The organism is Ancylobacter polymorphus, assembly GCF_022836935.1.
GTDB lineage: Bacteria > Pseudomonadota > Alphaproteobacteria > Rhizobiales > Xanthobacteraceae > Ancylobacter > Ancylobacter polymorphus_A.
Map to the genome: position 1 here is coordinate 150,707 of NZ_CP083241.1, position 12,095 is coordinate 162,801.

The 12,095-nt window shown below is 64.4% G+C and carries 11 protein-coding genes; 4 read left to right on the forward strand and 7 right to left on the reverse strand.

All coding sequences use genetic code 11. From position 1 onward, the window contains the following. Positions 1-184 precede the first annotated feature (184 nt). Positions 185-853 (forward strand): TetR/AcrR family transcriptional regulator, encoded by a 669-nt coding sequence (locus K9D25_RS23055; RefSeq protein WP_244451154.1) that lies wholly within the window; start codon positions 185-187, stop codon positions 851-853. Positions 854-1,189: 336 nt separating this feature from the next. Here the strand turns inward: K9D25_RS23055 and otnC are convergent, their stop codons facing one another. From otnC to K9D25_RS23090, 7 genes are all read right to left on the reverse strand, one after another. Continuing rightward, the gene (gene otnC / locus K9D25_RS23060; protein WP_244451155.1) at positions 1,190-1,861 is read right to left on the reverse strand and encodes a 3-oxo-tetronate 4-phosphate decarboxylase; all 672 of its coding nucleotides are present in this window, start codon (positions 1,859-1,861) and stop codon (positions 1,190-1,192) included. Positions 1,862-1,869: 8 nt separating this feature from the next. Then, entirely contained in the window at positions 1,870-3,117 is a 1,248-nt protein-coding gene (gene otnK / locus K9D25_RS23065; RefSeq protein WP_244451156.1) for a 3-oxo-tetronate kinase, read from the reverse strand. After that, entirely contained in the window at positions 3,114-3,770 is a 657-nt protein-coding gene (locus K9D25_RS23070; protein WP_244451157.1) for an aspartate/glutamate racemase family protein, read from the reverse strand. The genes otnK and K9D25_RS23070 overlap by 4 nt, the downstream gene beginning before the upstream one ends. A gap of 5 nt (positions 3,771-3,775) precedes the next feature. Continuing rightward, a complete protein-coding gene (locus tag K9D25_RS23075) occupies positions 3,776-5,215 on the reverse strand; it encodes an NAD(P)H-dependent oxidoreductase (RefSeq protein WP_244451158.1) in 1,440 nt (479 codons plus the stop codon). A gap of 56 nt (positions 5,216-5,271) precedes the next feature. Beyond that, a complete protein-coding gene (locus K9D25_RS23080; protein WP_244451159.1) occupies positions 5,272-6,801 on the reverse strand; it encodes a tripartite tricarboxylate transporter permease in 1,530 nt (509 codons plus the stop codon). A gap of 21 nt (positions 6,802-6,822) precedes the next feature. Beyond that, entirely contained in the window at positions 6,823-7,287 is a 465-nt protein-coding gene (locus tag K9D25_RS23085) for a tripartite tricarboxylate transporter TctB family protein (RefSeq protein ID WP_244451160.1), read from the reverse strand. Between the two features lie 76 nt (positions 7,288-7,363). Next, a complete protein-coding gene (locus tag K9D25_RS23090; protein WP_244451161.1) occupies positions 7,364-8,353 on the reverse strand; it encodes a tripartite tricarboxylate transporter substrate binding protein in 990 nt (329 codons plus the stop codon). Positions 8,354-8,567: 214 nt separating this feature from the next. On the opposite strand from K9D25_RS23090, the gene K9D25_RS23095 reads away from it, so the two are divergent. The 3 genes from K9D25_RS23095 (at position 8,568) to K9D25_RS23105 (ending at position 11,735) form a co-directional block, all read left to right on the forward strand. Then, positions 8,568-9,488, forward strand: a complete 921-nt coding sequence (locus tag K9D25_RS23095; protein ID WP_244451162.1) for a LysR family transcriptional regulator — start codon at positions 8,568-8,570, stop codon at positions 9,486-9,488. Positions 9,489-9,548: 60 nt separating this feature from the next. Further along, positions 9,549-10,302, forward strand: a protein-coding gene (locus tag K9D25_RS23100) for an IS5 family transposase (protein WP_244451163.1) whose coding sequence is annotated in 2 segments (ribosomal slippage) — positions 9,549-9,886 and positions 9,885-10,302 — 756 coding nt in all. Because the reading frame shifts where the segments join, the coding sequence is not laid out codon by codon here. 86 nt (positions 10,303-10,388) lie between these two features. Beyond that, positions 10,389-11,735, forward strand: coding sequence for an IS701 family transposase (locus K9D25_RS23105; protein WP_244451164.1), 1,347 nt, complete (start codon positions 10,389-10,391; stop codon positions 11,733-11,735). Positions 11,736-12,095: the final 360 nt, after the last annotated feature.

Consider the following 12,095-nt stretch of genomic DNA (forward strand, 5'->3'; position numbering starts at 1 on the left):
TTCTGCGCATAACAGAAACGGGACGATAACGTCCAGTTAATTTCCAGCGCTGTCGGATCACCGCCACAAGGCTGTTGCCAAGCAGCAACGGAACGCTTGCGTTTGGTTATTGAGCAAGGTTAGATGCGTTCTAAATAATTCTTCGCGGGGGCAGATGACGCAGCAACGGGCAGAGGCGCGGGTGGTGCCAAGCAGCAAGGTGAGGGTACGCGAGGCGGTTGCGGCTCCGGTACCGGCGCGCGGCGGGCGGCCGACCAAGAAGGCCGCGGAGGAGCTCGGGCATCGGATCCTCGCCACGGCCGCGCGCCTGTTCTCCACCCAGGGGTTCGCCGCCACCACAATGGAGCAGGTGGCCACGGCATGTGGAGCCGGCAAGGACACTATCTATCGCCGCTATCCCTCGAAGGCGGCGCTGTTCACGGCGCTGATGGACCAGTTGCGCGCCAGCGTGGTCGCCGAGATTGATGCGGCGCTGGAGCCGGAGAGCGCGCCGCTGGACCGTCTCAAGTCCTATGCCCGCCGCCTGCTGGCCATCAATTTGCGCCAGGATATGCTGGCGCTCAATCGCGTGGCGTTGGCGGAGGCCGTTCCCTCTGGCGGGGTACGGGCGCCAGCGGGCGAGGACGATCCCTTCATGGTCCGGTTCGCCCATCTTGTGGCGGCGGCGCAGGCGGAGGGCGAGCTTGCTACGGGAGATGCCCTGTTCATCGCCGACCAGTTGCTCTACGCCACTTCCATCAAGCCGATGATCCGCGCGATGCTGGGCGACGAAAGTTTCGCCGAGACCAGCGCGCAGGACCGCTATTTCGAACAGGCATGGTCACTGGTCCTGGCTGGCGTGGCGCGGTCCTGAGCTGGGTGGCTTGCTTCGCCGATTAACTTAGGGTGGACACCATCTCTGCCGCTCTCCACCTGCTAGTTGAACGGCCCCGGCTCCAACGGAGGGCCTCTGGTTTAAGCCGTCCAGCCTTTGCTCGTCGAGCACCGGGCAGAAGAAGGCGCCAGGGTGACGCCCGAAGCGAGTCACCTGACCAGCATAGAACGCTTGTGGGAGACGGCGATGATTGGCGAACCGTGTCGCGCTAGGAGCATACATACCAAATGGTACCACGGAGCGTCGGTTCGGGGGCCGGAAGCAGACTTTCCGCTATTGGGGACTTCAAATGAGAAGCAGACATTTCAATCCGTGTCATCCGAGCGGCAACTTTTCGAACGGATGTAAGTCGCCTGCAGGAAAACGGCGTTCCAGTTCGGTGACCTGCTCACAGGTCAGCGTGCGGGTCTTCTGGCCCTGCAGCATGAGGTACAGCTTGGCGGTCTCCTCCAGTTCCTCGGTCGAATAGACCGCCGAGGCAAGGTCCGTGCCCGCGACTACCGGCCCGTGATTGGCGAGCAAGACCGCGCGATGGTCGCGTGCCTTGTTCGCCACTTCGATAGCGAGGGTCTCTTCGCCCGGCGGGTGATAGGGAATGAGCGGCAGCTTGCCGACGCGCATCACGTAATAGGGCGTGAGAGCCGGCAGCACATCATTCTGGTCGATGCCGCACAGGCAGCTCACCGCGACGGAATGGGTGGAATGCAGATGCACCACCGCCCGCGCCTTCGGCCGCTCGCTATAGATGGCGCGGTGCAGGAAGGCTTCCTTAGTTGGAGGATCGCCGGAGACGAGTCGGCAGTCGGCGTCGAGCTTCGAGATGCGGGCCGGATCGAGATCGCCAAGCGAGGAGCCGGTCGGCGTCATTAGCCAGCCATCCTCGGTGCGGACGCTGATGTTGCCGGTCGAGCCGGAAGTAAGCCCACGGTCGAACAGCGACTTGCCGTGTTTGGCGATTTCCTCGCGCAGCTGCGTTTCGCTCGACATCTTGGCCCTCAGAATGGCGTTGCCAGTGCCCGCTCGAAGAAATCCGGCCCGCCGAAATTTCCGCTCTTCAGGGCGATCTCGAGTGCGGGTTCGTTGATGGTGCGCGTCCAGGGCACGCCGGGCGCAATCTCGCTGCCGATCTCCAGCGCCGTAATGCCAAGAGCCGAGACCACCGCACCCGATGTTTCGCCGCCCGCAACCATGAGACGGGAGACGCCGCCGGCAACCGCCTCGCGCACCAGAGCGGACAAGGCCCGCTCCATCATTTCGCCCGCTCGCTCGCGGCCGTATCGTGCCTGATTGGCTGCAACCTCCGCCGGATCGGCGGAGCCATAGACCACGACGGGCTGTGCGGGGGGCTGCGCGTGCAGCCATTTCGCGGCCTTCTCGACGATGGGCTCACCCGCCGCGATCCCGTCCATATCCAGCTTGTGGTGCGGCCAGATCACCATCGCCCGGCGCAGCTGCTCGCGTGTCGCCGCCGAGCAGCTCCCGGCCAGCACGATGACCCGTCCGCGTGAGGAGGATGTGATGGTGGAGGTTTTGCGTGGCGCCGCAGTGCGTTCCGTCGCGAGGCCTATGGCGATGGCCGAGCCACCGGTGATGAGACGACTGTCGCGCGCCGCGCGGCCGATTGCCATGAGGTCGCTATCGGTGACCGCATCTGTGACGAGATAGCGGATGCCGTCCCGCGCCGCCTGCGCGAAAGCTGAGCGGATCGCCTGCGTTCCTTTGGCGACAACCGCATGCGGCACCAGCCCGACCTTGTAGCGTGACTGTTCGGCCATCAGTTCGACGAGATTGGACCGTCGCATCGGGGTGAGCGGATGGTCCCTCATGGACGAGTTCTGAAGCAGCCTGTCGCCGACGAACAGATGCCCCTGATAGATGGTGCGGCAATTGGTGGGGAAGGCCGGGCACACGATCGCGGGGCCGGCACCGAGAGCATCACCGAGCGCATCTGCGACCGGGCCGATATTGCCTGCCGCGGTGGAATCGAAGGTCGAGCAATATTTGAACAGAATCTGCCCGGCGCCCTGTGTTTTCAGCCACCTAAGAGCGTCGAGCGACTGCTGGACGGCTTCCGCCGCCGGAATGGTGCGCGACTTCAGCGCAACGACGATCGCGTCCGCCGGCGGCAGGGGCTGATCCGGTACGCCTATCACGAACAGCACGCGGCGTCCGTCACGGGCGAGGATGCCAGCTAGATCGGTCGCGCCGGTGAAATCATCGGCAATGGCTCCGAGCACGGTCACGCCCTCTGGTTGATCCGGTCGCGCAGGGCGTTGACGGCAGCGCTTGGGCTGGTGAGCACAGACCGGCCAAGCGCCTGTTCTACTGTTACTTTTGCCCGCGAGGTCGAGAACTGTGCGAGCATGATGGCATCGCAATCTGCGAGTTCGGAGGCACGCTCGGCGACGAGGCGGTTATGGGCTTCGGTGTCTCCAGCCCTCAGCGCCTCGATGGCGCCTTCGACCAGAATGGTCTCGAGCCGGGCATCGCTGCCGACCGCCGCCTCGCGAAACTCGGCCTCCATGGTGGCAATCGCAGGGGCGAAAGTGGCGAGCATGCCGATGCGCTTTCCGGCGCTAAGTGCCTGTACGAACATCGCTTCGTTCGGTTTGAGCACCGGCACCGGCAATCGCTTCGCCGCCTCTTCAATTGCCGGGCCGAAAGCTGAGCAGGTGAAGAGGATGCCGTCGGCGCCGGTCAGCACCGCGTAATCCGCCAAGATATTGATACGGCTGGACATTTCGACCGAAAGCGAGCCCTCCGCGGCGCGGTCGGCGGAGAGGCTGTCCTCCAGCAAATTGGTGCAGCGCGCCTCCGGCCACAGCGCCGCGAAGGCGCTGGTGATCGGCTCGATCGCGACTTCAACGGCGTGGATGAGTGCTATCCTCGGCGACATCTTTGTTACGCCACAAGGGTTTGCGCGGGCTCGCGCAGGAAGGTTTCGTCCTGCAGCCGGCGCAGACGCCACAGCTCGGAGCCGGCCGGCTCCTCGATCATGTCGTAGGTGACGACCGTGCCCGCCGGGATGTCCACGCGCGCCCGATTGCCGGTCAAAAGGGCGGAAATCACCGGATTTCCGGGCGCAATGGGCGCGGCGGGCACAATTCGGGCGCTCAATTGCGGGCTGTGGTCGTTGCCGAACACATCGCCCGCTTTGATGTCGCGCGCGGTCACCTTGATCAGGTCGTAGCGCGGCAGGAAATTATCCGAGGCGGTGTCGAGGCCGAGCAGGCCCGCGACCAGCAGCGAGCTCGAGGTCTCCACGCCACAGAGATGATAGGGCCGGTAGATCACCGCCGTGGTGTCGTCGTAATTCGCGATCTGGCCCTTGGTCGTCAGCACATGGTTGGAATAGGCGTTGTCGCAACGCACCACCAGGAACACGCCGCCACCGAGACCCGATTCGATCGGCGCACGCATGCAGGTGGCGAGGTCGATGATGCCATCGCGCTCGAAAATGCCGCCCTGCTCCTTGGAGCAATAGGCCACGGGGATTTCAGTGATGCGCAGGGGTGCATGGACCAGCGTGTCGATGGCGGGAGCAAGGCCGGTGTAGTTGGCCGCCACCGTCATCTCGCACAGATCGTAGGAACCGGGCTGCGGCAGAAGGCTGAGGATCTGCGCGCGCTTCTCGATATATTCGGCCGCCCGCCCCTTCGGGATCATCTCCAGATATTTGCGGTCTTCCGGCGCAATGGTGATGGTCTCCTGATAGGGCGCGTGGATCTTCTTGTCGGTCTTGATGGTGACGGTGCCGCGCGCCTCGTCATAGATGTACTCGCCATCGGTCGCCTTGCCGCCGCTGATCACAGTGAGCCCGATCGACTTCGCCCATTCATAGAGCTGGATCAGCAGGCCGTGCTGGTCGCCATCGACCGGCGTGTAGACAACGCCGACCTCACCGGCCATGCGCTTGAGCAGCGGGCCGATGCTGGCGTCGCAGTCCTTGGTGATCATGGCGACATGCTTGCGATTGGCGAAAGCATCGAGCGTGTAGACCGCGCTCGCTTCCGGCACGCCGGTGCTCTCGCAGACGATATCGACCTCGGGAATGCGGGCGATGATCTCGCAGCGGTCGGTATAGACCCGCTTGCCCTGCGCGATCTGTTCCTGAGCCTCGCCCTCGCTGGTGCAATAGGCGAGCTCCGCCTCGTCGAAGCCAGCTTTGAGATAGGCGCCTTTCGCGGCTTCCAGCGAGAGGTCCGCCACCGCGATCACGCGCAGCATCGGGGTGTAGGGGTCCTGGGTGACGATGGCGGTGCCGTAATTGCCGGCACCGATGACCCCGACCCGAACCACGTCCTTCGTGGCGAACTTCTTGTAGAGATGATGATAGATCATGGACGTGCTCTCTCAGGTAAGTCTGGGCAGGCGCGTGGGTGGTGAGGTGACAGGCGTCAGGCGCGCGCGGTGATCGCGTCGTCCCGCTTGGCCTTGTCGTGCTTGGCCTTGGCGCGACACTTCATCAGCAGGGGCACCACGAACAGGGCGAGGGTGATGGCGAAGATCGCCAGCGCGATCGGGCTCTTGAAGAACACGCTGAGATCGCCATCCGAGGCCACCAGCGTGCGGCGGATGCCGCGCTCCAGCATCGGGCCGAGGATCAGGCCGAGCACCAGCGGCACCGGCGGGTAGCCGAGCTTCGACATCAGATAGCCGACCACGCCGAAGCCGATGGCGAGCGAGACGTCGAACATCGAGTAGTTGATCGAGAACACGCCGTAGATCACCACCGCGATCACGATCGGATAGAGATAACCGGGCTTGAGGAAGGCGCAGGCGGCGAGCAGCGGGGTGAGCAGGATGGTGATCGCCACCAGCGCCAGGTTGCCGATGTAGAAGCTGCCGAACACGGTCCACACGAAGGCCGGCTGGGTGGCGAACAGCATCGGGCCGGGCTGGAGGCCGATCATCAGCAGGCCGCCCATCAGCACCGCCGTGGTTCCGGAACCGGGAATGCCGAGCGCGAACATCGGGATCATCGAACCATAGGACGCCGCATTATTGGCGGCCTCCGGCGCGGCGACGCCTTCCATGGCGCCATTGCCGAACTGCTCGGGGTGCTTTGACTGCCGCTTGGCGAACGCATAGGAGATCATGGTCGCCGCCGTGGCGCCGGCGCCGGGCAGAACGCCGACGAAGAAGCCGATCAGCGAGCCGGAGATCAGTTCGCGCCAGCAGCGCAGCGTGTCGCTGATCTTCGGCAGGAGCTCGCGGAAGCGGAAGCGCGCGGTGGTGCTGGATTCATCCGCAGCCGGCGTTGCCAGCATTTCGGCAAGGCCGAACAGGCCGACGGCGAGGATGGAGAACTCGATGCCATCGAACAGCCGGACATCGCCGAAATCAAAGCGCGGCATGCCCATGATCGGATAGAGACCGATGGTGCCGAGCCAGACGCCGAGGAACAGCGCGATGAACGCCTTCACCGGGTCCGCGCCGCCGAGCACGCTGACCAGCGACAGCGAGAAGATCATCAGCGCGGTCATCTCGATCGGGCCGAAGGCGATGGCCGCTTTGGCAATCGTAGTGGCGAAGGCGGTGAGCAGCACCAGGCCGATAAGGCCGCCAATGAAGGAGGCGGCGACGCTGATGCCAAGCGCAACGCCGGCCTTACCCTGCTTGGCCATCTGGTAGCCGTCGATGACGGTCATGGTCGCCGACGAGTCGCCGGGGATGCCGAGCAGGATGGCGGTGACGGCGCCGCCATATTGCGCGCCGTAATACACCGCGCCGAGCGCAGCGATGGCGGCAGTGCCATCAAAGCTGACGGCGACCGGCAGCAGGATCGCGACGCCGGCGGTCGGGCCGAGGCCCGGCAGCGCGCCGATGAACAGGCCGATGACGGCACCGACCATGATCGCCAGAAGGATCGACGGTTCGGAGGCGGCGGACAGGCCGCCGAGCAGCAGGGTCCAGGTCTCGGTCATGATTGCATTCTCCCTCTCGCGTCAGATCAGCGGGACGCCGAGGAGGTTGGCGAAGGTGAAATAGAGGATGGCAGTCATCACCAGCGCGATGGCGGTGAGCACCACGTAGAAGCGGATGTTGCGCGGGCCGAACACGGCGCCGATGGCCAGCATCAGCACGAAGATTGCCGGGGTCATGCCAATGGCAAAGGCCAGCACGATGAAGCCGGCCATCAGGGCGGAGGCGCCGAGCACCTTGCCGATTTCGCCATAAGGAATGTCGGTGAGGCCGAGGTCGGCCAGCGTCGCGCCGTCGCGATGGAAGGCGCGATAGGCGTTGACGGCCGCGCAGACCACGAGGCCGAGGCCCACCCAGAACGGGAAGAAGCCGCCGCCGGGAACGCCGTTCTCGGCAAAGCCATAGCCGATGCCCTGAAAGACGATCCAGCCACCGAAGATGACGAGGATGATGGAGACGTAGATATCGAGCTGGCGGACCTGCAGCATGCGGACCTCCCCTGCGCGTGATGAATGGACAAGATGGGCCCCGGTGCTCCGCCCGATGCGGCGCACCGGCAGCCGATTACTTGATGAGCTTCAGCTCTTTCATCAGCTTTTCATAGCGAGCGCTGGTGACGTCCATCTGCTTGGCGAACTCGGCGCTGTTCAGGAAGATCGGCTCTTCGTTGAAGCGCTGGATGTACTGGGTCTTCCAGGCATCGCCCTCGGCGACCTTCTTCAGCACGCCTTCCCAGTAAGCTACGGCTTCCGGCGGCACGTCCTTCGGCATGATGATGCCGCGGAGCTGGGTGTGGACGATGTCGTAGCCCTGCTCCTTGAAGGTCGGCACGTCCGGCAGCGAGGTCAGGCGATCCGGCGACGACACGGCGAGCGGACGCAGCGCGCCGGCCTTGATCTGCTCAAGGATCTCGTTGGGGTTGCCGTAGATGAGGTCGATATGGCCGCCGAGCAGGGCCGCCAGCACTTCGCCTTCGCCATCATAGGGCACGGCGCGGATCTGGGTGCCGAGCTGCTGGGCGGTCATGGTGGCGAGCAGCGCCGGGTCGGACACCGCGCCGGAGGTGCCGGTGGTCAGGCCCGACTTGGTCTTGATGTCGGCGACGCTCTTGATCGGCGAATCCGCGCGCACCGCGAGGATGTAGGGCGAGCGGGCGATGGCCGCGAGCGGGGTGAAGTCCTTGTAATTGACCGGCATCTTGCCGAGCAGAGGCGTCGTGAAAAAGCTGACGCCGACGCCGCCGAGCACATAGGGGCTCGCCTTCTGGCCGGCGATGTAGCTATAGGCGATGGCACCGGAGCCGCCGGGGCGGTTCTCGACCAGCACATTGGTCGGGATCAGCTTCTCCTCATGCAGGATCTTGGCGAGGGTGCGGGCGAGAATATCGCTGCCGCCGCCGACGCCGGTCTGCACGATGTACTGGAAATTCTTGGCCGGATAATTCTCGGCGACGGCGCTGCCGAGGCCTGAGAACAGCGCGGCGGCGGCAAGGGCCGCCTTCATCGCGTGACGCCGAGAAAGCGCGGGAATACCGGCGCGGGCAGAGCTATGCATTCATTCCTCCTATTTGTTCTTTTTGAGTGCCGCCAACGGGATACGCTGACAAGGCCGCTCATTCGGGCGCCACGAGGAGCATTGGCGTGCCCATCCGCAGCGTTGTCGTTGTATGGCTCTCGATGAACCTTGGGTAACGATAGGCCAGCCCAACTAGACACACAAAGCCGAAAATCCTACTGATTGGTCAGCTTATCGAACCAATGAGCAGGCCATGGATTTCGTCGGCAATGTGAACATGAAGCTGCTCCAGAGCTTCCTAGCGGTCGCCGAACAGGGCAGCTTCCGGCTGGCGGCTGAGGTGCTGAACCGTTCGCATTCGGCGATCAGCGCGCAGATCATGCAGCTTGAGGCGCAGCTCGACGTGCGGCTGTTTGAGCGCACCACGCGCAATGTCCAGCTCACCGACGAGGGCCGGCAACTGCTGGATAGCGCAAGGCGGGCGCTCTACGAACTCCAGCTCGGCATGCGGCTGATACGTGAGAGTGCCGACATCAAGCGCGGGCAGCTCTCATTGGCGGCCTCGTCCAACCTTGCCTCGATCTATTTGCCGAAGGTGCTCGCCGAATTCGTCGAAACCCACCCGCAGATCGCGGTGACGGTGAGCGAGCTGACCTCGAAGGAGCTGTTCGAGGCGGTGAGGTCGAAGAAAGTCGATTTCGCCATCGGGCCGGAGATCGACGACAAGGCGCTGCGCTTCGAGACCATACTGATCGAGCCGCTTCAGGCGCTGGTACCCTTGCGCTTTCCCGAGGCGCAACGCGAGCACATCACGCTCGAGGAACTGTTACGCCTGCCGCTGGTGCTCTCCAGCCCGGCGACCGCGATCCGCGAGCGCTTCGAGACCGCGCTGCGCGAGCAGAACCTGTCGATCTCTAGCCGCTTCCAGTTCATACAGGCGCAGACGATCATCGCCATGGCGGAGGCCGGACTGGGCGTGGCGGTGCTGCCCGCCTCGTCGCTGACCAAGGCGCATTCGCCGACCGCCCGCATCGTGTCGATCGAGCCGCCGATCCGGCGCAAGATGGCTCTGATCACCCTGCCGACACAGACGCTTTCACCCGCGGCGGCGCGGCTGGCCGACAAGATCACCAATGACTTCCGCCGAATGACCGGCTATCGCACCGATGTCTAGGCTCAGGACCTATTAATCTGCTGTGAGTTGTGATTCACAGTCTCCATTGAGGAGGCTGGCATGGGTGACTTGTTCCTGCCGAGCGAGCGGCAGATGTCTCGGATCTCGCCGTTTTTCCCGTTGGCCCATGGCGTGCCACGGGTGGATGACCGCCGGGTGGTGAGCGGCATCGTCTACGTGATCCGCTATGGGTTGCAGTGGAAGGATGCGCCGAAGGACTACGGCCCGCACAAGACGCTGTACAACCGATTCATCCGCTGGAGCCGGCTCGGGGTCTTCGACCGCATCTTCGCCAGCCTCGCGGGCGAAGGTCCCAGACCCGAACGGGTCATGATCGATGCCACCCACCTGAAGGCCCACCGCACGGCGGCAAGCCTGCTTAAAAGGGGATGTTCCCCGTCGTATCGGGCGCACCAAAGGCGGCCTGAACTCCAAGCGCCATATGGTCTGCGACGGCGAGGGCCGGCCGATCATCATGATGCTGTCGGAAGGCCAGATAAGCGACCACAAGGGCGCCCGCCTTATCCTCGATGCCCTGCCGCCGGCCCGATGCCTGATCGCCGACCGGGGCTATGACAGTGCCTGGTTCCGCGAGGCACTGGCCGCCAGGGGTATCGATCCCTGCATCCCGTCATCGCGGAGCCGCAAGCGGCCTTATCCCTACGACAAAACCCTCTACCGACAGCGCCACAAGGTCGAGAACCTGTTCGCCAAGCTCAAGGACTGGCGCCGCATCGCCACACGCTACGACCGATGCGCTCACACCTTCTTCTCGGCCATCTGCATCGCCGCAGCCGTCATCTTCTGGCTCTGATCAATGAGTCCTGAGCCTAGCACTACTTTGGCAGATTTTGAGGGGCTGGCGGTTTTGGGGTTCCTCTTGCGCGGTTTGCGTGATTCATGGGTGATCGGCATTCTGGAGGGCCGACCATGGACGCGGCCTGGAAGTCCGATCTCGAGAGCTGGCTTACGCCCTTTCTCGGTGCGCTGCGGCACAAGGTGCGGGCGCGGATGTGTCCGGCCTATGTGGCGGGGCTGATCGGAATCGGCGATCGCAAGAGCGTCCAGCCAATGGCCGCGCGCGACGGTGGCGTTGGCTACGACCAGCTTCATCACTTCATCGCCGGCGGTGTTTGGGATGCGGGCCCGCTGGAGAAGGTTCTGCTCACTGAAGCCGACAGGACGGTCGGCGGCCCCGAGGCCTGGCTGATCGTCGACGACACGGCGCTGCCGAAGAAGGGCGAGCGCTCGGTCGGCGTCGCGCCGCAATACGCCTCGGACCTGGGCAAGAATGCCAACTGCCAGACACTGGTGTCGCTGACGCTGGCTTCCGGCGAGGTTCCGGTCATGGTGGGGTTGCGGCTGTTCCTGCCCGAGAGCTGGACGAGCGATCCCACGCGACTGGCCCGAGCCGGCGTGCCGGACGATCACCGAGGCTATCGGACCAAGCCCGAGATCGCGCTCGCCGAGATCGATCGGGCGCGCACGGCCGGCCTGCGCTTCGGCTGCGTGCTGGCCGATGCCGGTTATGGCCTCTCCGCGCCGTTCCGTCAGGCTTTGAGCGAGCGTGGCCTCACCTGGGCCGTCGGCATTGGGGCGCGCCAGAAGGTCTATCCGGTCGACGTGGCCCTCGTCTTCCCCGTCTCCGGGCGTGGCCGCCCGCGCAAGAACCATGGGCCCGACGCGAAGTCGGTCTCGGCGGAGAAGACGCTGGCGACGGCGCCCTGGCGCACGCTGAGCTGGCGGCGTGGCACCAAGGGCCCGCTGAAGGCTCGCTTCGCCGCCGTGCGGATCAAGGTGGCCGACGGGCCGCCCCAGAGGATCGGTGACATGGGACAGCAGCATCTGCCGGGAGAGGAGGCCTGGCTGATCGGCGAACATCGCTCGAATGGAGAGCGCAAATATTACCTCTCGAACCTGCCGGCCGGCACCCCGCTCAAGCGCCTGGCCGGCGCGATCAAGGCGCGCTGGATCTGCGAGCAGGCGCATCAGCAACTGAAGGAGGAACTCGGACTCGATCACTTCGAGGGACGATCATGGACGGGGCTGCACCGGCACGCGCTCATGACCATGATCGCCTATGCCTTCCTTCAATCCCGTCGCCTCAAACAGGCGAAGCGGGAAAAAATGAATCCAGGGCCCGCCACCTCAGCCGACCCTGCCAGCCATCTGCACGGCCATCATCGCCGCCCTCGAACGGCCGCCGCCAACACGATGTCCGCACTGCCGCAGGCCGCTCAGCTCTAAAAATATGCCAAAGTAGTGCTAGAAGCGGTCGTTCCATTTTCCACCCCCAGCCGGTCATCGCCGGGGGGATCCCCATCACCAGCGGAACGGCGCAATCGGGGCCGTCAGGAGACTGTACGCTATTTCGGCGCCGGGGGACCGAAGCGGCCGTCGGTCCGACGCAAGAAGTTTGTGGGGCCTTCGGAGCGCATCGCAGGGCATTATGCAATCCTCTAGGGGAATCTCATTAAGCACCACAAGGCCATGGACGATGTAACCAAATGGCTTACTCTGCTACACTGGCGCCATACGCCGGAGTTGACCACTCGCCCAAGGTGTTCCCGATAAGCGGCTTCCAGCTTGAGCGCTTGTCCAATAGGA